Source organism: Streptomyces sp. NBC_01669, from assembly GCF_026339735.1.
GTDB classification, from domain to species: Bacteria; Actinomycetota; Actinomycetes; order Streptomycetales; family Streptomycetaceae; genus Streptomyces; species Streptomyces yanii.
Genome location: NZ_JAPEQG010000001.1, coordinates 1052752 through 1078417 on the forward strand (window position 1 = coordinate 1052752; position 25666 = coordinate 1078417).

At 71.4% G+C, this 25666-nt stretch carries 21 protein-coding genes, 1 tRNA gene and 1 pseudogene; 17 read left to right on the forward strand and 6 right to left on the reverse strand.

From position 1 onward, the window contains the following. The 12 genes and pseudogenes from OG972_RS04730 to OG972_RS49560 all read left to right on the forward strand — a co-directional run. Positions 1 to 1497: an aldehyde dehydrogenase family protein gene (locus OG972_RS04730; protein WP_323135847.1), complete on the forward strand. Its 1497-nt coding sequence runs from the start codon at positions 1 to 3 to the stop codon at positions 1495 to 1497. Positions 1498 to 1617: 120 nt separating this feature from the next. Then, positions 1618 to 2730 carry an NDMA-dependent alcohol dehydrogenase gene (locus tag OG972_RS04735; protein ID WP_266978536.1) on the forward strand — a complete coding sequence of 371 codons (1113 nt, stop codon included), beginning with the start codon at positions 1618 to 1620 and terminating at the stop codon, positions 2728 to 2730. 88 nt (positions 2731 to 2818) lie between these two features. Beyond that, on the forward strand, positions 2819 to 2995 hold the full coding sequence (mftA, locus tag OG972_RS04740; protein ID WP_266978538.1) for a mycofactocin precursor MftA: 177 nt from the start codon (positions 2819 to 2821) through the stop codon (positions 2993 to 2995). A 14-nt stretch (positions 2996 to 3009) separates the two neighbouring features. Continuing rightward, a complete protein-coding gene (mftB, locus tag OG972_RS04745; RefSeq protein WP_266978540.1) occupies positions 3010 to 3312 on the forward strand; it encodes a mycofactocin biosynthesis chaperone MftB in 303 nt (100 codons plus the stop codon). After that, a complete protein-coding gene (mftC, locus tag OG972_RS04750; RefSeq protein ID WP_266978542.1) occupies positions 3309 to 4499 on the forward strand; it encodes a mycofactocin radical SAM maturase in 1191 nt (396 codons plus the stop codon). Before mftB ends, mftC begins: the two co-directional genes overlap by 4 nt. A gap of 61 nt (positions 4500 to 4560) precedes the next feature. Further along, positions 4561 to 5733 (forward strand): pre-mycofactocin synthase MftD, encoded by a 1173-nt coding sequence (gene mftD / locus OG972_RS04755; protein WP_266978544.1) that lies wholly within the window; start codon positions 4561 to 4563, stop codon positions 5731 to 5733. A 36-nt stretch (positions 5734 to 5769) separates the two neighbouring features. Further along, complete coding sequence (locus tag OG972_RS04760; RefSeq protein WP_266978546.1) at positions 5770 to 6555, forward strand: mycofactocin-coupled SDR family oxidoreductase; 786 nt, start codon at positions 5770 to 5772, stop codon at positions 6553 to 6555. After that, positions 6552 to 7934: a mycofactocin biosynthesis glycosyltransferase MftF gene (gene mftF, locus OG972_RS04765; protein ID WP_266978548.1), complete on the forward strand. Its 1383-nt coding sequence runs from the start codon at positions 6552 to 6554 to the stop codon at positions 7932 to 7934. The genes OG972_RS04760 and mftF overlap by 4 nt, the downstream gene beginning before the upstream one ends. Further along, a complete protein-coding gene (mftE, locus tag OG972_RS04770; protein WP_266978550.1) occupies positions 7931 to 8650 on the forward strand; it encodes a mycofactocin biosynthesis peptidyl-dipeptidase MftE in 720 nt (239 codons plus the stop codon). Before mftF ends, mftE begins: the two co-directional genes overlap by 4 nt. Positions 8651 to 8896: 246 nt before the next feature. Then, entirely contained in the window at positions 8897 to 9715 is an 819-nt protein-coding gene (locus OG972_RS04775) for a hypothetical protein (protein ID WP_266978552.1), read from the forward strand. Continuing rightward, complete coding sequence (locus OG972_RS04780; RefSeq protein WP_266978554.1) at positions 9712 to 10875, forward strand: FIST signal transduction protein; 1164 nt, start codon at positions 9712 to 9714, stop codon at positions 10873 to 10875. The genes OG972_RS04775 and OG972_RS04780 overlap by 4 nt, the downstream gene beginning before the upstream one ends. A gap of 502 nt (positions 10876 to 11377) precedes the next feature. Beyond that, a pseudogene (locus tag OG972_RS49560) lies at positions 11378 to 11710 on the forward strand (cellulose binding domain-containing protein); the annotation flags it as partial. 360 nt (positions 11711 to 12070) lie between these two features. Here OG972_RS49560 and OG972_RS04785 read toward each other — a convergent pair. Then, positions 12071 to 12144: transfer RNA gene (locus tag OG972_RS04785), tRNA-Pro, on the reverse strand. A gap of 50 nt (positions 12145 to 12194) precedes the next feature. Next, positions 12195 to 14819 (reverse strand): AAA family ATPase, encoded by a 2625-nt coding sequence (locus OG972_RS04790; protein ID WP_266978556.1) that lies wholly within the window; start codon positions 14817 to 14819, stop codon positions 12195 to 12197. 107 nt (positions 14820 to 14926) lie between these two features. Between OG972_RS04790 and OG972_RS04795 the strand changes: the two genes are divergently transcribed. Then, positions 14927 to 15421: a DUF309 domain-containing protein gene (locus OG972_RS04795; protein WP_266978558.1), complete on the forward strand. Its 495-nt coding sequence runs from the start codon at positions 14927 to 14929 to the stop codon at positions 15419 to 15421. Between the two features lie 81 nt (positions 15422 to 15502). After that, complete coding sequence (locus tag OG972_RS04800) at positions 15503 to 15889, forward strand: hypothetical protein (protein WP_266978560.1); 387 nt, start codon at positions 15503 to 15505, stop codon at positions 15887 to 15889. A gap of 12 nt (positions 15890 to 15901) precedes the next feature. Here OG972_RS04800 and OG972_RS04805 read toward each other — a convergent pair whose 3' ends face one another. Genes OG972_RS04805 through OG972_RS04815 form a run of 3 tightly spaced genes read right to left on the reverse strand, consistent with a single transcriptional unit; the run spans position 15902 to position 20000 of the window. Further along, positions 15902 to 17146 carry an FAD-dependent oxidoreductase gene (locus OG972_RS04805; RefSeq protein WP_266978562.1) on the reverse strand — a complete coding sequence of 415 codons (1245 nt, stop codon included), beginning with the start codon at positions 17144 to 17146 and terminating at the stop codon, positions 15902 to 15904. Then, the gene (locus tag OG972_RS04810; RefSeq protein WP_266990285.1) at positions 17143 to 18540 is read right to left on the reverse strand and encodes an FAD-dependent oxidoreductase; all 1398 of its coding nucleotides are present in this window, start codon (positions 18538 to 18540) and stop codon (positions 17143 to 17145) included. The genes OG972_RS04805 and OG972_RS04810 overlap by 4 nt, the downstream gene beginning before the upstream one ends. A gap of 26 nt (positions 18541 to 18566) precedes the next feature. Then, a complete protein-coding gene (locus tag OG972_RS04815; RefSeq protein ID WP_266978564.1) occupies positions 18567 to 20000 on the reverse strand; it encodes an FGGY family carbohydrate kinase in 1434 nt (477 codons plus the stop codon). Positions 20001 to 20388: 388 nt separating this feature from the next. Between OG972_RS04815 and OG972_RS04820 the strand changes: the two genes are divergently transcribed. Both OG972_RS04820 and OG972_RS04825 read left to right on the forward strand, forming a co-directional pair. Then, positions 20389 to 21396: a hypothetical protein gene (locus tag OG972_RS04820; protein ID WP_266978565.1), complete on the forward strand. Its 1008-nt coding sequence runs from the start codon at positions 20389 to 20391 to the stop codon at positions 21394 to 21396. A gap of 67 nt (positions 21397 to 21463) precedes the next feature. Then, on the forward strand, positions 21464 to 22993 hold the full coding sequence (locus OG972_RS04825) for an amino acid permease (protein ID WP_266978566.1): 1530 nt from the start codon (positions 21464 to 21466) through the stop codon (positions 22991 to 22993). An 88-nt stretch (positions 22994 to 23081) separates the two neighbouring features. On the opposite strand, the gene OG972_RS04830 is transcribed toward OG972_RS04825, so the two are convergent. Then, complete coding sequence (locus tag OG972_RS04830) at positions 23082 to 23849, reverse strand: sulfite exporter TauE/SafE family protein (protein ID WP_266978567.1); 768 nt, start codon at positions 23847 to 23849, stop codon at positions 23082 to 23084. Positions 23850 to 24408: 559 nt separating this feature from the next. Between OG972_RS04830 and OG972_RS04835 the strand changes: the two genes are divergently transcribed. Then, entirely contained in the window at positions 24409 to 25575 is a 1167-nt protein-coding gene (locus OG972_RS04835) for a substrate-binding domain-containing protein (RefSeq protein WP_266978568.1), read from the forward strand. The last annotated feature ends 91 nt before the right edge of the window (positions 25576 to 25666 follow it).

Genomic DNA, 25666 nt, shown 5'->3' on the forward strand with positions numbered 1-25666 from the left:
GTGACTGACGCTTCCCGATTCCCTCTGCTGAAGCCGGTGCGGGACTTCATCGCGACCGAGCGGAAGCTGCTCATCGGCGGCGAGTGGGTGTCCTCGCTGAGCGGTGAGACGTTCGCGACGTACGACCCGGCCACGGGCAGCCGGATCACCGACGTCGCCAAGGGCGGTCCGGCGGACGTCGATCGGGCGGTGGCCGCCGCCCGCAAGGCCTTCGAGGAGGGCCCCTGGCCGCAGCTGACCCCGTCCGAGCGGCAGCGGCTGATCTGGCGGATCGGCGACGTGCTGCTGGAGCGCGCGGAGGAGTTCGGGCAGCTGGAGGCACTGGACAACGGCAAGTCGGCCGGAGTGGCACAGGCCGTGGACGTGGCATGGGCGGCCGACCTGTTCCACTACTACGCCGGGTGGGCCACGAAGATCGAGGGCCGGACTGTTCCGGTGTCGGTGCCGTGGGTGCCCGGTGGCCGGTTCCACGCGTACACGCTGCGCGAGCCCGTCGGTGTGTGCGGCCAGATCATCCCGTGGAACTTCCCGCTGCTGATGGCCGCCTTCAAGATCCCGGCCGCGCTCGCGGCCGGCAACACCGTCGTCCTGAAGCCCGCCGAGCAGACTCCGCTCACCGCGCTGCTGCTCGGCGAGGTGATCAACGAGATCCTGCCGCCGGGCGTCGTCAACATCGTCACCGGCTACGGCGATGCGGGGGCCGCGCTCGCCGCCCACGACGACGTGGACAAGGTGGCGTTCACCGGCTCCACCGACGTCGGCAAGAAGATCGTCGCGGCGGCGGGCGGGAACCTCAAGAAGGTCTCCCTCGAACTGGGCGGCAAGAGTCCGCAGATCGTCTACGCCGACGCCGACCTGGAGCTCGCCGTTCCGGGCACGGCCAACGCCTGGCTCTTCAATCACGGCCAGTGCTGCGTGGCCGGCACCCGGCTCTATGTCGAGGACTCCATCTTCGCCGAGTTCACCCGCGCGGTCGCGGACTTCGTGGCCCACGTGAAGATCGGTCCGGGTCTGGACCCGGCCACTCAGCTCGGCCCGCTGGTCTCCCAAGAACAGCTGGACCGGGTCACCGGCTACATCCGCGAGGGCCTGGCCGACGGCGCCCGCGCGCTGACCGGCGGCAACCAGGTCGGCGACCGGGGCTACTTCGTGGAGCCGACGGTCCTGGTGGACGTGCGGCCCGAGATGAGCGTCGTACGCGAGGAGATCTTCGGCCCGGTGGTGGTGGCCGCCCCGTTCAACGCGAAGCGGGGCGTGATCGCCGAGGCCAACGACTCGCCCTACGGGCTCGCGGCCGGGGTGTGGACCCAGGACGTCTCCAAGGCCCACCGCGTCGCGAGCCAACTCCAGGCCGGCACGGTCTGGGTGAACTGCTACAACGCGTTCGACACCGCGCTCCCCTTCGGCGGCTACAAGCAGTCCGGCTGGGGCCGCGAGCTCGGTGCGGCCGCGCTCGAGCAGTACACGCAGACGAAGGCCGTCAACATCCAGCTTTGAGCCAGGCCCTCGGGGCCGCCGTCACAGCCGGTCCCGAGCTCCCCCGCGTCGTCCGCACACATGCTCCCCCACCTGCCCGCGGTCCACGCCCGTCAGCGTCACCCAGGAGGTAGAGCCTTCATGAAGACCCGAGCCGCAGTCCTCACCGAGATCGGCAAGCCCTTCGAGATCGTCGAGCTGGACCTGGACGAGCCCAGCACCGGCGAGGTGCTCATCCGCTTCGTCGCCGCCGGACTGTGCCACTCCGACCTGCATCTGAGCGACGGCGACCTGCCGCCCCGCTTCCCCATCGTCGGCGGTCACGAGGGCGCCGGCGTCATCGAGAAGGTCGGCCCCGGCGTCACCAAGGTCAAGCCGGGCGACCACGTGGTGTGCAGCTTCATCCCCAACTGCGGCCACTGCCGCTACTGCTCCACCGGCCGCCAGAACCTGTGCGACATGGGCGCCACCATCCTCGAGGGCAGCATGCCCGACGGCACCTTCCGTTTCCACAAGGACGGCGTCGAGTACGGAGCGATGTGCATGCTCGGCAGCTTCTCCCAGTACGGGGTGATCTCCGAGCACTCGGTGGTCAAGGTCGACCCCGGCCTGCCGCTGGAGACGGCCGTCCTGGTCGGCTGCGGTGTGCCGACCGGCTGGGGCACCGCCACCAACGCGGGCGGCGTCCGGCCGGGCGACACCGTGGTGATCTACGGCGTCGGCGGCCTCGGCATCAACACCGTGCAGGCCTCGGTGGTCGTCGGCGCCAAGCACGTCGTGGCCGTCGATCCGGTGGGCTTCAAGCGGGACACCGCGATCCGGATGGGTGCCACCCATGCCGTCGCCACCGCCGAAGCGGCGCAGCAGCTGGTCGGCGAGCTGACGCGCGGTCAGGGTGCTGACCAGGCGCTCATCCTGGTCGGCACGGTCACCGAAGAGGTCGTCTCCGCCGCCTTCGACGTCGTCGGCAAGGGCGGAACGGTCGTGGTGACCGGACTGGCCGACCCCGCAAAGCTGACCGTCCACGTCTCCGGCGCGGTCCTCACCCTGTGGGAGAAGACCATCAAGGGCACGCTCTTCGGCAGCTGCAACCCGCAGTACGACATCAAGAAGCTACTCGGTCTCTACCAGTCGGGCCACCTCAAGCTGGACGAGCTGGTGACCCGGCGGTACTCGCTGGACGAGGTGAACCAGGGCTACCAGGACCTCGTCGACGGCAAGAACATCCGCGGCGTGCTGGTGCACGAGCACTGACGCGTCGCGGCGAGCGGGGCGCCGCCCAGGAGCGGGCGGCGCCCCCGTCCATCCGCCCCCCTTCCCACGAGCACGAATGAGGCACACCATGCGCGAAGCAACCGCCCACACCATCAACCACACCGAAGTCGACGCCGACTTCACGTCCGGGATCGTCACCGACGCCACCTCCGGCCTCGCCTCGCAGATCAACCTGCCGGCGGATGGGCTGGAGGACCTGCTGGTCGAAGAGGTCTCCATCGACGGCATGTGCGGCGTCTACTGACGGGGCACCGGGACGTGACCACCTTCGACCCGGACCTGCCCCACAGGTGCTCGCCCAGCGTCGCGCTGCGCCCGGAGCCCTTCGGCGCCCTGGCCTACCACTTCGGCACACGCCGGCTGTCCTTCCTGAAGACACCGGAGCTGGTCGAGCTGGTGACCGCACTGGGCGACCACACCGACGTCCGCACCGCCCTGGCGGCCTCTCCCGTTCCCCGGGCGCAGCACGGTGCCTACCTCGCCGCCCTGGCCGGGCTCCTCGAGGCGGGGACCATCGAACCCGCTGACCCCTCCTCGACCAGCGACGGAGCCGCACGATGAAACTCGTCGACCACTTCAAGCACGGCCTGACCTCACCGATCTGTCTGACCTGGGAGCTGACCTACGCCTGCAACCTGGCCTGCGTGCACTGTCTGTCCTCGTCCGGACGGCGCGACCCCCGCGAGCTGGACACCGCCGAGTGCCGCGCCGTGATCGACGAGTTGCAGCGCATGCAGGTGTTCTACGTCAACATCGGCGGCGGCGAGCCCACCGTGCGCGCGGACTTCTTCGACCTGGTGGACTACGCCGTGGACCACCAGGTCGGGGTGAAGTTCTCCACCAACGGGGTACGCATCACCCCCGAGCGGGCCCGGCGGCTGGCATCCGGCGACTACGTCGACGTGCAGATCTCCCTCGACGGCGCCACTGCCGAAGTCAACGACGCGGTGCGCGGGCGCGGTTCGTACGCGACCGCGCTCCGAGCCATGGACAACTTGGCAGCGGCGGGCTTCGGCGAGTTCAAGGTCAATGTGGTGATGACCCGTCACAACATCTGTCAGCTCGACGAGTTCGCCTCGCTCGCCGACTACTACGGGGCCCAACTTCGCCTCACCCGGATGCGCCCCTCCGGCCGGGGCGCCGACACCTGGGAGGAGCTGCATCCACGTCCCGATGACCAACTCCGGCTCTACGACTGGCTAGTGGCGCACGGCGAGAAGGTGCTGACCGGGGACTCCTTCTTCCATCTCAACGCGCTCGGCGAGACCTCACTGCCGGGGCTGAACCTGTGCGGAGCCGGACGCGTGGTCTGCCTGATCGACCCCGTCGGAGACGTGTACGCCTGCCCGTTCGCGATACACGAGCAGTTCCTCGCGGGGAACGTACGGGACGGGGGGTTCGCCGCCGTCTGGCGCGAGTCCGAGCTGTTCGGCCGGCTGCGCGCCCCACAGAGCGGCGGGGCGTGCGCCTCCTGTTCGGCGTACGACGCGTGCCAGGGCGGCTGCATGGCCGCGAAGTTCTTCACCGGACTCCCGCTGGACGGTCCCGATCCCGAATGCGTCAAAGGCCACGGCGCGGCTGCCCTCGCCACCGCGGACCGTGCGGGAGCACCGCGCCCCACGCGCGACCACTCGCACACCGGCCCCGTACGCGGCCGGCCGGTGGTACTCGGCATGCCGACGACCCGGCCCCTCCCCGCGGACCGCCTCTGCGACGAGAGCCCTCTGGCCGGAACCGGGCCGAGGTGAATCCCCGGACGGCCGGCTGCCCGCCCCGCCACCCCGAGCCCAGGAAAGGATCGGCACGATCATGAGTGGATGGTTCGAAACGGTCGCCGAGGCCCAGCGCAGGGCCGAGCGGCGACTGCCCGTGTCGGTCTACAGCGCGCTGTTGGCCGGTTCCGAGAAGGGCGGATCGTACCGGGACAACACCGAGGCGTTCGCCGAACTCGGCTTCGCACCGCACGTCGCCGGTCTGTCGGCCAAGCGCGAGCTGGCCACCCGCGTGATGGGCCAGGACATCGCCCTTCCGGTGCTCGTCTCCCCGACCGGTGTGCAGGCGGTGCACCCCGACGGAGAGGTCGCGGTCGCCCGTGCGGCGGCGGCCCGGGGCATCGCAATGGGGCTCAGCTCCTTCGCGAGCAAACCGCTGACGGAGGTCGTCGCGGCCAACCCTCAAGTGTTCTTCCAGCTGTACTGGATGGGAAGCCGCGACGCGATCCTGCGGCGCCTGGAGCACGCCCGTACCGGCGGCGCGAAGGGCCTGATCGTCACCCTCGACTGGTCCTTCTCCCACGGCCGCGATTGGGGCAGCCCCAAGATCCCCGAACGTCTGGATCTCAAGGCGATGCTGCGGTTCGCCCCCGAGTGCCTGGCCCGCCCCCGATGGCTGCTCGACTTCGCCAAGGGCCGGCGTCTGCCGGACCTTACGGCGCCCAACCTCGCCGAGCACGGCGGGCCGGCACCGGCCTTCTTCGGTGCGTACGGCGAGTGGATGGGCACGCCTCCCCCGTCGTGGGAGGACATCGCCTGGCTGCGCGAGCAGTGGGACGGCCCCTTCATGCTCAAGGGCGTCTGCCGGGTCGACGACGCCCGGCGCGCGGTCGACGCCGGCGTCACCGCGATCTCGGTCTCCAACCACGGCGGCAACAACCTGGACACCACCCCAGCTCCGATCCGTGTGCTGCCGTCCGTCGCCGAGGCGGTGGGTAACCAGGTCGAGGTCCTGCTCGACAGCGGTGTCCGCCGCGGCAGCGACGTGGTGAAGGCGCTCGCCCTGGGGGCGAAGGCCGTGATGATCGGCCGCGCCTATCTGTGGGGCCTGGCCACGAACGGGCAGGCCGGTGTGGAGAACGTGCTCGACATCCTGCGCGGCGGCATCGACTCCGCCCTGCTCGGCCTCGGGCGCTCCTCCGTCCACGAGCTCACCCCGGACGACGTGGTGGTACCGGCTGGCTTCACCCGTACCCTGGGCGGGTCCTGACATGGCGCGGAATGCGGCCGACGGGGCGGGACCACGATGAGCGGCCGCGTCGCGGTGGTCACCGGAGCCGCGCGCGGCATCGGTGCCGCCGTGGTGCACCAGCTCGCCGCCGACGGATGGCGCGTCGTGGCCGTGGACATCTGCGCGGATCTTCCAGGGCTGCACTACCCGTTGGCCCGCCGTGAGGAGCTGGCCGCGCTGGCGACGGCCTGGCCCGGAACGGTGCTCGACGTGCCCGCCGACGTACGCGATCCCCGAGCGATGGCCGACGCGGTGAAGCTGGCGCGCGACACGTTCGGCGGGCTGGACGCCGCCGTGGCCGCCGCCGCGGTCATGGCGGGCGGCTCGCCCCTGTGGGAGTCGACCGACGAGGAGTGGGACACGTTGTTCGACGTCGGCGTGCGTGGTGTGTTCAACCTCGCCCGAGCCGCCGTCCCGGAGCTGCTGGCCCGCCCGCAACCACGCTCGGGCCGGTTCGTGGCACTCGCCTCGGCGGCCGCCCACAAGGGGCTGTGGCATCTGGCCGGCTACAACGCGGCCAAACACGCCGTCATCGGCCTGATCAGGGGCCTGGCCTGCGATCTGCGCGGCACGCGGGTCACGGCCACCGCCGTCTCCCCCGGCTCGACTCGTACGGAGATGCTCCGGGCGACGGCCGACCTGTACGGCCTGGTCGACACGGCCGCGTTCGCCCAGCACCAGCTGACGGAGCGGCTGCTGGAACCGGAGGAGGTGGCATCCGCGGTCGCCTGGCTGTGCGGTCCGCACTCGGTGGCGGTCACGGGCACCGTGGTACACGCGGACGGAGGGTTCACGGCATGATGCTCATCCCCGACGCGCACCTGCGCGTCCTCGCCGACGGGCGGGTGCTGATCGGGTTCGCGCCGCTGCGGGTGCTGCGGCTGTCGCCGTCCGCCGCCCGGCTGGCCACTCGGTGGCTGGCGGGCGGGCCGGTCGGCGCCGACCCGGCGCACCAAGAGCTGGCCCGCCGTCTGGTGACCGCCGGGCTGGCCCATCCGTGCCACGCGCACACCCGCTGGGGACCGCAGGACGTCACCGTCGTGATCCCGGTCCGCGACGAACCACACGGCGTTCGGGCACTGCGGGACGCTCTCCACGGGCGACACCCGGTCCTCGTCGTGGACGACGGTTCGGCGGAGCCTCTCCCTGGCGCAGCGGCCCGGCACCCCGCGCCGCTCGGCCCAGCCGCGGCCCGCAACACCGGCGTCCTTTCGGTCACCACCGCCCTGGTCGCCTTCCTGGACGCCGACGTCACGCCCGGGTCCGGCTGGCTGGAGCCGCTTCTGGCGCACTTCGAGGACCCTCGGGTGGCTGCGGTCGCCCCGCGCGTCCGCAGCCGTCCGGGCCGCTCGCCCCTGGCCCGGTACGAACGGGCGCGCTCCCCGCTGGATCTCGGCGCCGCTCCCGCTGAGGTGGGCCCCGGCGCACGCGTCGGGTATCTGCCGAGCGCCGCCCTTCTGGTCCGCACGTCAGTCCTGCGCGAACTGGGCGGGTTCGACGAGCGGATGCGCTTCGGCGAGGACGTCGACCTGATCTGGCGACTGACCGCGGCCGGCCATCGTGTGCGCTACGAGCCGGCCTCCGAGGTGCTGCACCGGCCTCGTCCGAACTGGCCGGCCCTGCTGCGGCAGCGCTTCGGCTACGGCACGTCGGCCGGGCCTCTGGCCAGGCGCCACGGTCGGGCGGTCGCCCACGCACGGCTCTCGCCGGTGACGGCCGCCGCCTGGACAGCAGGGTTCGTAGGACGTCCGCGCACCGCGCTCGCCCTGGCGGGCGTCGACGCCGCGCTCCTGGCGCGCGAGCTGGTCCCGGCAGGCGTACCCGCTCGTGCGGCGCTGCGTCTGGCGGTGCGGGGTCAGTCCGCGGTGGGTCGCATGCTCGCTGACGCGGCGCTGCGCGCCTGGTGGCCGGTGGCCCTCCCCGCCCTGCTGACCGGCCGTCGGGGCCGTGTCGCCGTGGCTCTCGTCCTCCTGGCCCGGTTGCGCGGCAGGCCCTGGGCCCTCGACCCGATGACGTGGTGCGCGGCGGGACTGGCGGACGACCTGGCGTATGGCGCGGGCGTGTGGTGGGGTGCGCTGCGCGCCCGCACCGCCGTGCCCCTGCTGCCCGATCTGAGCACGCGGCCCCGAGGCAATGACGGACGGCGCACGGGTTTCGGCCCCCAGGGAGTACGACGATGAACGGGTCTCCCATGACATCGCCGCTGGTGCGTCGGCTGTCGCGGCTGACATGGCGGGAGGTCGACGGTGTCGATCCACGGCCGGTGCTCGTCGTCCCGCTCGGCGCGACCGAGCAGCACGGACCTCATCTGCCGTTCACCGTGGACACGGAGGTGGCCGTCGCCCTGAGCGAGCGGCTTGCCTCGGCGCGTCCTTCCGTGGTGCTGGCGCCGCCGGTGCCGTACGGATCGAGCGGCGAGCACGCGGGGTTCCCGGGCACCCTCTCCCTCGGCCGACAGGCCTTCGAACTGCTGGTCGTCGAGCTGGGCCGGTCCACCGACGCCTTCGCAGGCCTTCTGCTGGTCTGCGGGCACGGGGGCAACGCCGTCCCGCTGCACCGGGCCGTCGGGCGGCTGCGCGCGGAGGGACGCCGGGCTCGGGCGTGGTCGCCGGGCGGCCCGGACGACGACAGTCACGCGGGCCGGACCGAGACCTCGGTCATGCTGGCCCTGCGCCCGGAAGCCGTACGCCTGACCGAGGCGGAGCCCGGGGCGACGTCGCCTCTTCGCGAACTGATGCCCGCCCTGCGCTCCTCCGGAGTGGTGAACGTCAGCCCCAACGGCGTCCTGGGCGACCGCCGGGGTGCCACCGCCCAGCAGGGCGCGGAGATTCTGGACAGCTGGACGGCCGACCTGCTGCGCTCCTTCGACCACCACTTCGGCCGCCCGGCGCACTGAACCTCCGGACCTCCGACGCCGCTGTCTCACTTCGGGACAGTTACGGGAGCGCTTCACGAGGCAGAGTTCTCCCGCCCCGGGCCGTCTCGGCCCGGACGTTCCGTTGTCTCGCACGACACCATGGAAAACGGTGTGACAGACGCTTCTCAGTTCCCTCCCCCCGCCGCACCCCCGGGCCAAGCCCCTCAGGTGCCGGGACGGCATGCTCTCGGGGCCGATCGGCCGTCCGCCGACAGCCTCCGGACCGTGCAGTTCTCCTGCCAGCTGCTCTTCCGCAGGGAGGCCGAATTCGTCGACCACTTCTACGCATGCATGCTGGCGGTCGTGCCCGGTGTGCGGGAGCTGGCACCCCAGCACGGGCGACCGCTGTGCGACGGGCTGGTCCGTTCGGTGTTGTGGGCGGCACTGACCCAGGACACCCCCGAGGTGGTCGAGGCCACCCTGCGCCGAGTCGGTGCCTCGCACCAGCGACAGGGTTTCCCGGAAGCCTGGTACCGCTCGTCCGGGCGTGCGCTGCTCGACGCCGCGCACGAGATCCACAAGGGGGACTGGGGCTCGCTGCTCAGCTCCCATTGGATCGCGTACTACACCTGGCTGAGCAAGAGCCTCACCTCGGGCGCGGCGACGGCCCGCTCGCAGCCCGGGCACGCCGAGGCCCTGGGGCACACGGCGGGCTCGGGTGCGGCGGGCGACGCGCACATCGAGTCCCTCGGGGACGTGGTCGCCGAGCTGCGGACCCGATACTTCCCCGAAGACCAGCGTGCGCTCGCGGCCATCTGCACACGCGTCGCTCTGCGCACCGGAGCCGACCTGCGCAATCCGCGCCCGGACCAGCACGCGGAGCCGGCCGTGGTGCGCAACGTGCTGAACATCCTTCTGGTGCTGGGCTACTCGCTCGGCACGTATGTGTCCGACCGAGCGGCACCCCGCGCCTCGCCGCACGACGAGGGAGCGGTGCAGGCCCCCGATCGGCCCCTCGTGGGCGATACCGACGACGGGCAACTCGCCCTGGCGGACGGCATGCTGCGACGGTGGAAGCGACTCTTCAGCAAGGCGAACCGATGACTTTCTCCCCTCCCCCGGCCTCCGGCGTCGTCCGGGCCCATGCGACCGGACCGGCCGCGCAGGCGATGAGCCGGCTGCTCGCCGACATCGACCAAGGGCTGGCAGGACGCGCGGTCACAGCGCTGCTGTACTTCGCCTCCAGTGCCTACGATCCCGAGGTCCTCGCCCCGGCCTTCAGCGCCCGCTTTCCCGGCACGACGGTCATCGGGTGCTCCACCGCCGGAGAGTTCACTGATCTGCGCAACGGCACGGGCGGCATCGCCGCCGTGGCGCTGCCCGACGACGTGATCGCCCGGGCCGCGGCGGTGATCGGCCGGATCGGCGAGGCCCCGGGCGAGGGCACGGCGGCCGCCGTGCGAACCCTGGAGGAGCGGATCGGGGTCCAACTCCGCCACCTCGACCCCGCGTACCATCTGGGCTTCCTGCTGGTCGACGGCTTGCACGGGGCCGAGGAGCAGGTCAACGACATGCTGGGCAACGCGGCGCCGCTGCTGGACTTCGTCGGCGGTTCCGCCGGGGACGACTTCGCTCTGCACGCCACCTGGGTGGCGGTCGGCACGGAGGTGTCGCACGACGGCATGGCGATGATGGTGTGCCGCAGCGCCGTGCCGTTCCAGATCGTCAAGACGTGCTCGTTCACGCCGACCGGGACAGTGCTGCGCGTCACCGGCGCGGACGCCGCCTCGCGCACCGTCCACCGCTTCGACGGGCGCCCCGCGGCTCAGGCGTACGCCGACGCGGTCGGCGTCGCCGTTGAGGCTCTGGACGTCGACGTGTTCATGGAGCGCCCGGTGGGACAGATGATCGACGGGCAGCCGTGGATCCGTACGCCGCAGGCGGTCACCCCGGGCGGCGGGCTGCGCTTCTGGGCGCAGATCCTGCCGGGCACGGAGGTGGAGGTGATGCGCCCGGGCAACCTGCTCGCGGATACACGTGCGACCCTGCGCCAAGCACGCCTCGACCTCGGCGGCGCCTCCGGTGCGGTGCTGTTCAACTGCGGCTTCCGGCGTCTTGAGATGGACGCCAAGAACATCTCCGCGACCTTCCCGACCGCGCTGGACGGCATCCCCTCGGCGGGCTTCCACACCTACGGCGAGAGCTGGCTCGGGCACGTCAACCAGACGCTCACGGGAGTGGTGTTCGGGGTCGGCGCCAGCTGAGGCCGGAGCCTTGGCGCCGGCACCCGGCCGCCGGGTCCTGGGAACCGGGCGGCCGGCAGGTAACGGCGCACATGTTGCGGCCCGCCGTCCTTGCACACGGTCCAGCAAGGTGGATCCGTACGGTACGCCCAGGCCCACACCAGAGTCGTCCCTCGCCTGACTCCAAGGTGGACTGGACCAATATGGGCGTCAACCCCGGATCGCCCGAACACCGGCGGGCTCCTGCCGGATTCCACGGGGATTCCATTCGGATTCCATTGGCAGGGTCGAGCGGACGGCGCACCGGACCGCACCCGGCATTGACCGAATGATCCATACCAACTACCTTCCGATTGGCCCCGGTTCGGCGACCCACAGCCTGCACGCCGCCCCACCGTGACCACACACGGTCCCGCGACGCCTCCCGTCCACCCCACCGCGTCAGGGGGAACGCGTGAGAAGACCCGTCCGCGGTCACAGCAGACTGCTCGCACTGCTGGCCGCCCTGCTCCTGCCCCTGGGCGTGCTCACCGGCCTCGTCCCTCAGGCACACGCTGCCGCCGGTGTCACCGCCACCTGCACCAGCCAGGACAACGGCAGCTGGTGGAAGGGCACCAACGTCGTCCGTAACAACACGGCCGCTGCGCTCACCGGCTGGACCCTCGAGTTCGACCTCCCGGCAGGCATGACCATCAGCGACCACTCCAACGGCGACGCAACCGTCAACGGCAGCCACGTGACGGTCCGCAACGCCTACTACAACGGCACCGTCGCGGCCGGCGGAACAACCGAGCCGTACAGTTACTGGTTCGTCGCCAACGGTCCGATCGGCACGCCCACGAGTTGCACCGTCATTGGAGGCAAGTGCGACGGCAGCCCCGACAAACCGCCCACCGCGCCCGGCACTCCCCGGGCCACCAGCGTCACCGCACGCAGCGTCTCCCTGGACTGGAGCGCTGCGGCAGCCGGCGACTACCCTGTCTCGTCGTACAAGGTGCTCAGCAACGGCGCCGTGGTCGCCACCAGCAACGCCACAGACGTGATCCGGTCACGCGGTCAGTGCCAGTGGTGCTGTCCTTGGAGACCTGACAAGAAAGACGCGGCGACTGACCGTATGGCGCAGTCAAGTGCGCGGGTCCCCAACCGGTCCCCCAAAACGATCAAGGGGCCGTTTCAGATTCCTCTGAAACGGCCCCTGACCTGCGACTCTCACGAGTCGGGACGACAGGATTTGAACCTGCGACCCCTTGACCCCCAGTCAAGTGCGCTACCAAGCTGCGCCACGTCCCGATGCGATTCCGCCCGGTGTTCCCGGGTGGCCGCGCAGGACAAACATTACCTCACTCCGCGGACCTGATTGACGTCCGTGCCTGATGGGCGCGGGTCGCGAGCTCTTCGGCACCGCACGCCGTGGCCAGTTTCTGGGCCCGGGCGAGCTCGCGCGGGGAGCGGATGGCGATGCCGTAGTCGACACGGGCCAGGGCGTGTTCGTACGTGGACGGGGACGCCTCCAGGTGCCGGACCGCGTCGGCCAGCAGATGGTGGGCGTCCTCGGGGCGGGCGAACAGGGCAACGCAGCGCAGGGCCTCGCCGATCGCGGTGTCCGTGCCGAAGCGTTCGGCGTGCACCCGGGCCGAGGTGGCGAGCTGGGCTGCGCGGCCCGGGTCCTCGTCGGCCAGGGCGCGGGCGAGGTCGCCCGCCCATGGCGCCCAGATGCCGTTGAACCGGCCGCGCGGTTCAAGAGCCTGGCGGGCTGCTTCGAGTTCGGCCACGGCTTCCTTCGTACGACCTTCGGCGAGCAGGAGGCGGCCGCGGACGCACGGTGCGTCCGGAAGGACCATCGCGCTGGGATAGGGCATCCCGAAGTTGTACTGGTCAGCTATCGTGCGGGCCTCGGTGACCCGGCCCCGGGCCAGCAGTGTGTCGATGAGCAGGCAGGCGGCGTCCCAGTGGACGGGAAGGCCGCTGCCCACACGGTCGGCGAGCCGCAGCCCTTCGCGCAGGAAGCCCTCCGCCTCGGCCAGCCTGCCGCGACGGCGGTGGACGAGACCGAGGAGGGTGTGGGCGAAGGCGAGGTGCGCGCCGCTCCAGCCGGAGATCTCGAAGGCGCGGACGGCCTCGCTGAACAGCGCCTCGGCCCGGTCGAGCTGGTCGGTGAAGGCATAGGTGATCCCCACCGTGGTGGGGAACTCGAAGCCCCATTCGGTGTCGGTCCACCCGAGTCCGCGGGCCGGGCGCCCGTCGACCAGGGCGCGTTCGCAGAGATCGACGACGAGCTGGCAGTCCTCGCCCCGGAGCATGGCGTCGAAGGCACGCAGCGTGAGCAGGGCGCGTTCGGCGTTGTCGCGGCCGGTGAGGTGGTCGGCGTTGCCGGCGAGTCTGCGGGAGCGGCCGGGGCCGTCGTCCTCGGCGGCCTGCATGCCCTCCCACATGAAGTGCGCGGCCTGGAGCCGCATCCGGCCCGGTCCGGGGGCGGTGCGCCCGGTCTCGGCGGCGAGAGCCAGTGCCGCTTCCTTCAGCTGGTTGTTGTGGGACAGGGCGGCGGCGAGCCGGAAGGTGGCGTCGACGCGCACCTCGTCGGCGAGTCCGGGCAGATCGAGGGCGGCCCGCAGATGCTGCACGGTGGTGGGCGGGGAGCTGAGGAGTGTCGCGCAGCCCAGCTCGTACAGCAGCGTGGCCCGCACCTGGTGGCGTGGCGGTTCCTGCAGGGCGCGTTCCAGGCAGCGGCGGGCGGCTTCGGGGGCACCGACCGCGAGATGCTGGCCGGCTGCCTCGCGGAGCTGCTCGACCAGTTCCTGGTCGTCGTCCGGGTGGACTTCGAGGAGGTGGCGGGAGGCAGCGGCGGCGCCGAGTCCGGCGCGGGTGATCGCCCAGGCGGCGCGGCCGTGCATGGCGGTGCGGGTGGCCGGCGGGATGGAGCGGTACACGGCGGTGGCGATCAGCGGGTGGACGAACTCCAGCGGGTCGAAGCCGCTGACGATACGGGCGTCGCGCAGCCGCGCGGTGCAGTCGGCAGCCTCGGCGGGGCTCATTCCGGCGAGGGTGGCGGCGAGGTCCTGGGAGATGTCGGTGCCGAGAACGGCGGCGGCCCAGGCGAACCGGTTGGCGTTGGTGCCGAGCCGTTCGAGCCGGGCGACGAGTCCGCTGCCGCGGGCCGAGGCGCCGAGTTCACGCAGCAGTCCGGCCGACTCCTCCAGGGGCGCCAGTTCGCGGTCCTGCACCTTGGCGACGAGTTCGACCGCCTCGTACGGGTTGCCACCGGTGACGGCCCACACCTCGCGGCAGAACGGGTCGTCGGCGTGGTCGCCGAGAGTGGCCCGGACCAGTTCCGCGGTGGCGTCGGGCGTGAGCGCGCGCAGCGCGACCCGGACCTGGGCGGGGTGGCTGCCGCCGTCCCCCTTCCGCGCCGCCAGTTCCTCCGGGCGGTGCGCCTGGACGACGAGGACGGGCAGTTCGCCGAGGCGCGCGGTGAACGAGGCGAGCCAGGCAAGGGATTCGCCGTCCGCCCAGTGCGCGTCGTCGATGATCAGCAGCAGCGGACGGTGGCTCAGCCGGGAGGCGAGCCGCGACACGACGTGGTCGAGTCCGTCGCGCACACCCTGCGGGTCGGGCTGCGGGCCACTGGGCTCGGCGAGTCCGAGGGCGGGTGCGGCGACCTCGAACCAGGCGCCGAACAGACCGCGTACCTCGTCGGGCGGGAACTGGTCGAGTGCGGGCTGCAGGAGTTGGCGTACGACGTGGAACGGCACGGATGTGACCGTCTCGCCGCCGCGTGCGGACCAGATTGTGCAGCGGTCCGCGGCCATGGCCTGGATCTCGGTGAGCAGAGCTGTTTTGCCGATGCCTGCCTCACCGCTGAAGATCAACAGCCCCCCGGCTGCCTGGGCGCCGCAGAGGGCATCCACGGCTTGTGCGGCGGCAGCGAGTTCCGGTTCGCGCTCGTACAGCGGCCGGGACGGCTTCATGCCTACCCTCCCCTAGTGGTGCGGATGACTGCCGAGCCTAGTCGTGCGCGAGGGCCCGCGGACAGTGGTTCCGACAGTTCGCCGCAGGTGCGGGGCACAATCGACGGGTGGACGAGACTCGCAGGGACCGCGACGCCGAGGGCCGGGCGCGCAGTGCGCGCCCCCGTGACGGGCTGGGGCGCCCCCTGCCGTACGGGGCGCCCGGGGTGGAGCGGCAGCCGGAGGGGTTGGTGCGCTCCCCTGAGGAGACGCTGCTGGAGGCCCAGCGGCTGCTGGACGCGGGGATGCCGTTCCACGCGCACGAGGTGTTCGAGGACGCGTGGAAGTCGGGCCCGGATGCGGAACGGGAGTTGTGGCGCGGGCTTGCGCAGCTGGCGGTGGGGCTGACGCACGCGGCGCGCGGCAATGCGACGGGTGGGGCACGGCTGTTGCGGCGGGGCGCGGCGGCCCTCTCGGCGTACGGGGACGCGTCGGCGCACGGGATCGGAATCGATGCGCTGACCGGCTGGGCGCAGGAGCTGGCCGGGCGGGTGGAGACGGGTGGCGGGCGAACGGTGGACGCGGCCGAGGAGGCGCCCCGGCTGAGACGGGAGGGCGGATGAGCCGGATGGCGACGTTCGTTTTCGGCAACCGTCGCACGGAGCGGTGAACACGGCGCCGCGAAACTATTACCATCCCGCGTCATGAGCACTTCTGACCAGGACCAGTCCGTGGACACCCCGATAGCCGCCCTCGACAGCGACACGAACGGCACAGAGACCGACGCCGAGGTCGAGGTCGACGCCGAGGTCGGGGAGGCGGAGGCCGGGGACCGCAGATTGACGCCACGTCAGGCCAGACGGTTGCGGATCGTGCTCTCCTCGGTCGGCATGGCGGCGATGGCGGTCGTGCTGGCGCTGCGGATCGCGAGCCGGTCGTCCGTTCTGGTCGTCGGGGTGTACGGGCTGGCGCTGATCCTGTGCGGGATCGTCATCGAGCTCAGTCGTAACGGTCGTACCCGATTGGGGAGTTGGCTGCTGGCCGTCGGCCTGGTGGCAGCGATCGGTTCGGACTGGCTGCTGATCCCCTGACGTCCGGCCGGTTCAGACTGCTGTGATCCGCACGGTTCCGCCGTGCGGATCGACGCGATCGAGCCAGTCGGCGCGCAGCCGGAACGGCCGGTTCGGTTCGGCGGGCAGCAGCAGCCGCTGCCGGTGGAGTACGCGTCCGTCCTGGCCGACGACGAGGTGTGGGCGGGGCAGTCGCCGGGCGGTGCGCAGGATGAAGCGGCCCTGGAGCGGCCGGGCGCCGTCGGGGTCGAACAGGTTCGGTGCGATCCACTTCAGCGGGGCATCGACGGAGAGTGCGGGACGCTCGGCGGGCCAGCCCCCCGTCGCCAGCCGACGCAGGACGGGGGCGGCCACGGCCCGTCCCTCGGCTGCCGCCGTGCCCGCGCTCTCCACCGCATGCAGCAGATTGCCGACGGCGAAGACACCGGTCTCGGAGGTGCGGTACGAGGCGTCGTACGCGGGTCCGCGGGTCCCGGGGTCCAGGGTCAGTGCGCCGCGCCGGGCCAGCTCGTGGTCGGGGATCCAGTCCCCGGTGAAGACGACGGTGTCGCAGGGCAGGGTCGTGGTCCGGCCGTCGTGGTGGCGCAGGCCGACTCCAGTGAGCCGTTCCCGGCCGGTGAGCCCGGTGACGGTTGCGTGGGTGAGGAGCGGTGTGCGATGCCGCGCCCGCACGAGAAGCGGGGCGAGGGCGGTCGGCAGGGACGGTGGCTGGTCGGTGACCAGGGCGACCACGTCGACTCCGGCCACACGCAGGGTGTCGACGGCCGCGTGGCTGACGGCTTCGTTGCCGATGACGACCGCCCGTGTGCCGATCCGCTGGCGGAAGAGGTGGACGGCCTGCTGGAGTTCGCCGGTGGAGTAGACGCCGGGCGGCCGGGTGCCGGGGACGAGCCGGGCGCTGCGCGGCCGTTCGCGGGCGCCGGTGGCGAGGACGACCGCGCGGGCGGTGATGCGTTCGAGCCCGGTGGGTCCGGTGGTGTCGACGGTGCGTGGTCCGGCCCAGCCGGTGACGGTGATTCCGGTACGGAGTCGCGCTCCCGCCCCTACCGCGGCGGCCACGCACTGCCGGGCGTACCCGGGTCCGGTCACCGCTCCCCCGGCGCGACCGGTCCCGAATCCGCCGTGGAAGCAGTGGCGCGGGATGCCGCCCGCGACCTGTTCGCGCTCCAGGATCTCGACGTGGCCCGCGCCGGATGCGGCGAGTTCGGCCCCGGCGCCGAGGCCGGCCGGTCCGGCGCCGACGACCAGCACATCGACGGTTCGCTCGCGCCGGGTCATGGCGTGGCCTCCTCGATCAGGGCGCGGACCGCGGCCCCGCAGTAGAACCCTTGGCAGCGCCCGCCGCCGGCCCGGGTCCGGCGGCGCAGTCCGTCCTTCGACCGCGGCGGGACCGTGCTGGCCAGCGCGTCCCGGATCTCGCCCGCGGAGACGCCTTCGCAGTGGCAGACGAGGGCGCCGTAGGCCGGGTCCCGGGCGATGAGGTCGGCGCGCCGGTAGGGGCGGGGAGATGCCTCGCCCAGGTTGGGCATGGTCAGGGGCTCCAGTTCGGCCGGCGTGCCGAGGGCGAGGCCGGTGGCGGCCAGCAGTTCGGTGACGTACGCGGCGATGGCCATGGAGGCGGTCAGGCCGGTGGAGCGGATGCCGCCGACGGCGATGTACCGCTGGTCGGGGTAGTCCCGGATGCGGTAGTCCTCGTGGCCGGTGGCGGCGCGCAGTCCGGCGTAGACGGCGGTCACTTCCTCGTCGATCAGTTCGGGCAGGATCCGGCGGCCCTTCTCGCGCAGGAGGGCGAGCCCTTCGGCGCTGGATCCCGTGGCGGTCTTGTCGTCCAGCTCCTCGGCGGTGGGTCCGAGCAGGACGTTGCCGAAGACGGTCGGTGACACCAGGACGCCCTTGCCCGCCGCGGTGGGCACGGGCAGCAGGATGTGGTCGACCAGTGCGCGGGCGAGCTTGTCGAAGACGATGAGCTGGCCGCGGCGCGGGGTGACGGTGAAGGCGTCGTGGCCCAGTTGCCGGTCGAGTTCGTCTGCGTACAGTCCGGCGGCGTTGATGAGGTAGCGGGTGCGCAGCGGTCCGCGGGTGGTGGTGAGGGTGTGGATGTCCGGGCCGCTGTCGATCTGCTGGACCCGGCAGTCGAGGTGCAGATGAACTCCGGCGCGGACGGCCTGGGTGGCGTATGCGAGGGGGGTCGTCCAGGGGCAGATGATGCTCTCGTCCGGGATCTCCAGCGCCCCGAGCGCACCAGGGCCCAGATGAGGTTCGCGGGCCCGCAGTTCCTCGGCGTCGATGATCCGCGCAGCGTGGTAGTCGTTGCGCTCCGCCTTGGCCAGCAGGCCGGGGAGTGCGGCGAGTTGTTCCTCGTCCCAGGCGACGAGGAGCGCCCCGACGCGCTCGACCGGGATGCCGGTCGCGGCCGCGTACGCGGCGAGCCTGCGCTGCCCTTCGCGTACGAGACGGCCTTCCAGTGAGCCGGGGACGGCGTCGAAACCGGTGTGCAGGATCGCGGTGTTGGCCTTCGACGTGCCGTTGCCGATGTCGTCGGACCCGTCGACGAGGGCGGTACGGATCGGGTAGCGGGCCAGCTCACGGGCGAGGGCGGTGCCGACGACGCCTGCGCCGATGACGGTGACGTCGTACGCCGCCGCGCCGCCGTCGGGCAGGCTGTGGACCAGGTCTTTGGCCGTGGTGACCGTCGGCGTCACGCGCGGTCCAGCAGGTTCTCCACCGCGGCGCGGAATCGGGCGAGGCGATCGGCGGCCTCGTCCGCGCCGATCCGGGGTTCATACACGGCAGCCGGTTCCCATGCGGGTACGGCCTGCTGGAGCGATAGTTTCGGGTCGACGCCGAGGCGGGCGACGGCCCCGGCCCCGAGTGCGGTGACGTCCGGCAGTGCGGACACCTCGACCGGCCGTTGCAGCAGGTCGGCCTGGGTCTGCATGAGGAGCGCGGAGCGGGTCAGGCCGCCGTCCACACGGAGCGAGGTCAGCGGTCCGCCGAGGTCGGTGGCGACGGCGTCGGCGAGTTCGACGACCTGGGCGGCGATGCCCTCGCACAGGGCACGCACCAGGTGGCCGGCGGTGGTGTCCAGTCCCAGTCCGGTCACCGAGCCGCGCAGATCGCTGCGCCACCACGGTGCGGCGAGTCCGGCGAGCGCCGGTACGAAGGTGACCCCGCCGGAGTCGGGGACGCCCGTGCCGACGTGGTCGAGCTCAGCGGCACCGGAGATCACTCCCAGATCGGTGAGCCAGCGGACGGCGGACGCGACGGTGTAGACCTGCCCGTCTAGGCAGTAGCTGGTACGGCCGCCGAGCCGCCAGGCGACACAGCTGACCAGTCCGGTGGAGCCGCGGCGGGGCGTGGGCCCGGTCTGGGCGAGGAGGAAGGCGCCGGTGCCATAGGTGCATTTGGCGGTGCCGGCCTGCAGGGCGCCCTGGGCGAGCAGGGCGGCCTGTTGGTCGACGAGCAGTCCGGTCAGGGGCAGTTCGCCGCCGAACACCGTCGTCGTACCGACCGGGCCGGCCGCGTCGACGACGGACGGGAGCCGTTCGCCGGAGAGGCCGAAGATGTCCAGGGCCGCGGGTGACCAGCCGACCCGGTCGAGGTCGAGCAGCTGGGTACGACCGGCGGTCGCCGCATCCGTGACGAACGCCCCGGTCAGCCGGTGGACCAGCCAGGAGTCGCTGGTGGTGACGACACCCTCGCGGGTCAGCTCGCGGCGGATCCAGGCCATCTTCGGTGCGGCGAAGTACGGGTCGAGCGGCAGCCCGGTGAGTTGCCTCAACTCGTCTTCATGTCCGGCGAGTTCGCTGCAGACCGATTCGGCCCGGCGGTCCTGCCAGACGATTGCGTCGGTGAGCGGCTTTCCGGTTGCCGGGTCCCAGGCGAGCACGGTCTCGCCCTGGTTCGCGAGCCCGACGGCGACCACCGGTTCACCCGCCTCGCGCACCGCCTGCCGTCCGGCTTCGACGACCGATCCGAACAGCTCGGCGGGGTCGACCTCGACCACTCCCCCGGGCTCGTACCGAGGCCGCACCGGGGCCGCACCGGAACCGATCACGCCGCGTTCCGGGCAGATCACCAGCGCCTTGGTGCCGGACGTGCCCTGGTCGACGGCGAGCACCGGGCCTGTCATCGACACTCCTGCTGTGCGGAAGCTCTACGGCTTGAACGGAATCGTGATCAACGGTCGCTGACGCACAGACTGGTGCAGACCACCGCGTACGTCAAGCGCCTGCATTCTGCACCTTGCGGAATGACCAAATGATCGTCAACATCCTTCCATCTCGGGCGACTTGAGTAAGATCCGCGAATCGGTCAGGAGACCGGCAGAACGCGCTCTACACTCACCGCCGAGCAACAACCGGACGGTTTTTGGCAGTTCGTTTTTCAACAGCTGCTTCACCCCCCACGCCCTTGAGGATCGATGAGACCGACACCATGCCGCGGGCGCCGACATCGCGCATCCCGGGACGTCCGCTTATGCACGGATTCGCTGCCGTGCACCGGGGCGGGGGGAGTCCATGGCGACCAGTGATTTCCGGCCGGTCTATCACCCGGCCGGGCACGACAACGACTTACGTGCGGCATTACAGGACCTGCGCACCGGCCGCTGGGTATCCATGCGGAATCTGCTGGAAAGCACCCCGGACTGGACGCTGTGGACCCAGCGCACCCAGGTGCTCGGCGCGGTCGCCGCAGGCTCCGACGCGGTGCAGGCCTGGCTGGCCGAGGAACCCCGGAGTGTCGCGGCTGCCGTGATGCACGCGCGGGTCGTGGTGGAGCGTGCCGTGCGCGCCCACCGCGAGGGGCATCACGGGGCGCAGGAGTTGTGGCGGGAGGCCTGGGAAGCCTGCAGGTCGGCCGCCCACGCCACCCCCGCCGACCCGGTGCCCTGGGTGTGTCTGCTGGCCCTGTCACAGTTGGACGAGCGTCAGGAACTGCAGGAGCACCGGCTGCATCCGCCGGGGCCCATGCTCTTTCCCGGCCCGTGGGGTCTGCTGGCGGAGGCCGACCGGCGCGATCCCTGCAACCGCGAGGCCTACCACCGGATGCTCCAGTTCGTGTACGCGCGAAAGGCCGGCGGAACCCTCTCCGAGGCGGTCAACTTCGCGCAGTGGGCGGCCTCTTCGGCGCCCGAAGGATCCGCGCTCCATGCTCTCCCGCTGTACGTGCGGGTCGAGCGGTACCGCCGTGAGCACGGTCACGAGAAGGCGCTGGATCTCCACTGGATCACCGAGGACGCCGAGCGGGATGCCGAACGGGCCCTGCACCTCTGGTTCCACCGCACAGATCCGGCCAGGCATTCCCTGCTCGACGTCAACCATCTCGCCCACTCCCTGTGGGGCGCCCTGCAATTCGCCGACGCGGCACCGGTGTTCCGGGCACTCGGCCCGTACTTCACCACGCTGCCCTGGGCCTATCGCGCCCCCGACCCCCGCGACCCTTCGGGCGCCGAGGACGTGTATCTGCGCGCCCGGACCCGCTGTCTCGCCGCGGCACCCGAACCGCACTGGGGACCGCACGACTGACCCCGGCACGTTCTCCCCCGACAACAAACCGTCCCCGACCCCTTCCCCTTCACGGAGGTTTCCCCTCATGTCCATACCCACCTCGACCCAGCCGGGCGCGCAGGCCGCTCCCCAGAAGGACGAGGAGCAGCGGCTGCGCGAACTCGGCTACCAGCCGGTGCTGGCCCGTCGCATGGGCGGCTTCGGCAACTTCGCCATCAGCTTCTCCGTCATCTCGATCCTGTCCGGCTGCATGACCCTGTACGGCTTCGGCATGTCGGCCGGCGGCCCGTCGGTGATGCTGTGGGGCTGGGCCGGTGTCGGCCTGTTCGTCCTCTGCGTCGGCATGGCGCTCGCCGAGGTCACCAGCGCGTACCCGACGTCCGGGGCGCTGTATTACATGGCCGACCGGCTCGGCGGCCGCAAGTGGGGCTGGTACACGGGCTGGCTGAACCTGCTCGGTCTGCTCGGTGCGATCGCGGGTATCGACTACGGCGCCGCGCTGTTCACCGGCGCGCTGATGAACCTGCAGTGGGGCTTCACCCCCACCCCCGGCAAGACCATGATCATTTTCCTCTGCATTCTGCTGCTGCACGCCGTGCTGAACCTCTTCGGTGTCCGTCTGGTCAGCGTGCTCAACTCGATCAGCGTGTGGTGGCACCTGGCCGGCGTCGCCGTGATCGTCAGCGTGCTGGCGATCGTGCCCTCCCACCACCAGTCGCCGTCGTTCGTCTTCACCGAGTTCGTCAATGACACGGGCTGGGAGAACCCGCTCTATGTGGCGGCGATCGGCCTGCTGCTGGCGCAGTACACCTTCTGCGGCTACGACGCCTCCGCCCATCTGTCGGAGGAGACCTCGAACGCCTCGGTGTCGGCGGCGCGCGGCATCGTCCGCTCGATCTGGGTCTCCTGGATCGCCGGTTTCGTGCTGCTCGCCGGTCTGACGTTCGCGATCCAGGACTACGTGGGCACCCAGGAGAGCGCCACCGGTGTGCCGCCGGCCCAGATCCTGATCGACGCGCTCGGCACCTCGGGCGCCACTGCCATGCTGCTGATCGTGATCGCCGCCCAGCTGTTCTGCGGCAACGCCGAGGTCGCCGCCGCCAGCCGGATGGTGTTCGCGTTCAGCCGCGACAACGCCCTGCCGGGTTCGGCGCTGTGGCGCAAGGTGAGCGCCCGCACCCAGACGCCCGTACCCGCCGTGTGGCTGTCGGTCGTCGTCGCCGGACTGCTGGCGCTGCCGTCGCTGTACTCGGCCACCGCCTACGGTGCGGTGACCGCGATCAACGTCATCGGCATCACGCCCGCCTACGCGATCCCGATCTTCCTGAAGCTGCGCGCCGGGGACCGCTTCGAGCGGGGGCCCTGGCACCTGGGTCGCTGGTCCAAGCCGATCGGCTGGATCGCCGTGGTGTGGGTGGCCATCGTGACCGTACTGTTCCTGCTTCCGCAGTCGTCACCGGTGACCATCGACTCGATGAACTACGCGTCGGTCGCGCTCGTCGCCGTACTGGTCCTGGCCACCATCTGGTGGTTCGTCGCACGCCGTTCCTACAGCACGCCGTCGGCGTACGGGAACGCCCGCGAACAGGCGGAGATCGCCGCGGACATCGTCTGACACGACGGCTTCCGCGCTCTCCTCAGGTTTCTCCTCGAACCCTCCTGGACCGTCCGGTCCAGGAGGGTTCCGTCATGCATGGGTGCGGTCAGCGCAGCAGCAGCTGGAGTCCGCCGAGCACGGTCGCACCGAGCACCAGTCGCTCGAAGAGCTTCTGGTTGATCCGGTCCACACACTTCCGGCCGATGTACGCGCCCGGGACGACGAACAGCAGCATGGCCGCGTCCAGCAGCAGCGACTGCGCGTCGATGAGGCCGAGGCCCACACTGAACGGCACCTTGGAGGTGTTGACGATCAGGAAGAACCACGCCGATGTGCCGAGGAAGCCGAGCTTCCGGAAGCCCGCGGACAGCAGGTAGAGCGACATCACCGGGCCGCCCGCGTTGGCGACCATGGTGGTGAAGCCGCCGAGCACCCCGTACGAACGGGCCTTGAGCCTGCCTGCCCCGGACGGGCCGCCGGACTCGTCCGGAGCCACCTTGCTGTCGGCCCCGGTGCGGCGCCGCCAGACGGTGACGCCCGCCATGAAGAGCAGGATCGCGCCGATCGAGGTCCCCACGGCGTCGTCGTCGGCCCACATCATGAAGACGGTGCCCATCACCACGCCCACGGCGACGGCGGGGAACAGCCGCAGCAGCGTCGGCCAGTGGGCGTGCCTGCGGTAGGTGAAGACCGCGAGCGCATCGCCCGCGATGAGGATCGGGAGCAGAACTCCGGTGGACTCGCGGGCCGGGAGTACGGCCGCGAAGACCGCGAGACTGATCGTATTGGCACCACTGACGGCCGTCTTGGAGAAGCCGACGAGCGTGGATGCCGCGGCCAGCGCCGCCAGTTGCCAGAGTGTGAGGGTGTCCATGCCAGGACCAGATGCTAATCGCACGCACTTCCGAACCGCCAGCCGGTCCCTCTGCTCAACGTCCGCCTTTGCACCGACTCATCCGATGTGTTGACTCCGCGCACACGCGAGGCTCGCATCAATTGCCTTTATTTACCGCTTAGTTGCCTGCCCGAAGGCTTGACCCCCGATATCAGCATTGCAGGCATCGGATGTCTTCGTGAGTCGCTCCCTGCCTCCACGCGCATCGGCCCTCAGCGAGAGGCCCTCGAAGAGGCATGTCCGTCCCGGGCCGGGCGGACGCCGCGCCGGGAGCCACGGGCAGCCGGCGGCCAGCGGCGCCACGGACCACAGCCTTCTTGGTCTCCGGGCTCCCCTTCCTTTCCGATCGATCTCGAGTTCGCTGACGGTGGGTGGCGTCGAGCAGCGCTCGCGACGATGCCGCGGGGCCGGTGGCGCGTACGGGACGGACATGATCGGCCATGGACAGCGCGAGGTTGATCGCTATGCTGCGACCCAAGCGTTCGCAGGAAGCGTTCAAACGAACAATGCGCAGCGGCACGGCGAGGGGGCCATCAGCATGCGGGAGCCGGTTGAACTCAGGCGTCAGCGAATCCTGTCGGTGGTGCAGTCGCGAGGCGCCGTCAAGGTCAGCGTGCTCGCCGCCGAGCTGGATGTCTCGGTGGTCACGATCCGTCGGGACGTCGAGGAGCTGACCCGGGGCGGGAGGCTGCGGCGCGGGCACGGGGTGGCCCGGCCGGTGGTCGACGCGGCGGAACCCGTCCCGGTCCCGGCGGCGCGGACCGCGGAGCCGGCTGGCGACGGAGGCGCTGTGGCCATCGTCGTACCGGAGCGGCATTCGTATCTGTACGAGACGCTGCACGGCGCCCGGACCGTCCTGGAGGAGTCCGGGATGCGGATCGCCCTGCACATCGCGCCGCAGTCGGCCGGTGCCGAACGACCGCTGGTGGAACGGGCCCTGGCGGACGGGGCCCGTGGGCTGCTGATCGCCCCGCGCTGGCGCAACGCCCGCTCGGAGGAGCTGGACTACGGCTGGCTGGCAGAGGTGGGCGTGCCGACCGTGCTGATGGAGCGGCGGCCCCGGCCGGGCAGTGCGCTGCACGCCCTGGACTCGGTCTGCTCCGATCACTGGTACGGGACGCATCTCGCCGTGGACCATCTGGTGGCGCTGGGCCACCGCCGCATCGTCCTGGCCGCCCGTGACGACAGTCCGACGGCGCGCACCATCCGGGCGGCGTTCGCCCAGATCGCGGCGGACCGGCCGGAGGTGGAGGACTGGTCCGTGGTGCTCAGTTCACCGACTGCGGTGCCCGGGCCCGGACCCGGGTCGCCGAGCGCGGCGGTCCGCGTCCAGAACGCTCCGGCGCCGACCGAGGGCACCGCTCCCGATCTCGCCGCCCTGCTGCGCGAGCGGGGCGCCACGGCGGCCGTGCTGCACGGTGATGTGGACGCGCTGATGCTGGTGCAGCGGATGGCGGAGAGCGGGGTCCAAGTGCCGCGGGACTGCTCCGTGGTGGCGTACGACGACGTGGTCGCGGCCCTGGGCAGTACGCCGCTGACCGCGGTGGCGCCGCCGAAGGCGGAGATCGGGCGGGCGGCGGCCGAACTGCTGCTGTACCGGCTGACCGGGCCCGCCGGTACGACCGGACCGGTGCGCCGGACGGAGCTGCTGCCCGCGCTGAAGGTGCGCGGTTCGGCCCAGAGGGTCACCCCTGCCAAGAACTGAGCGTTTGACCGCTTTCATTTTCTTCTGAGCGATCTATTGACCCGTACCGATCAGCCGATCAGGATTCCCCGTGTCTTGAATCAGGAGCCGC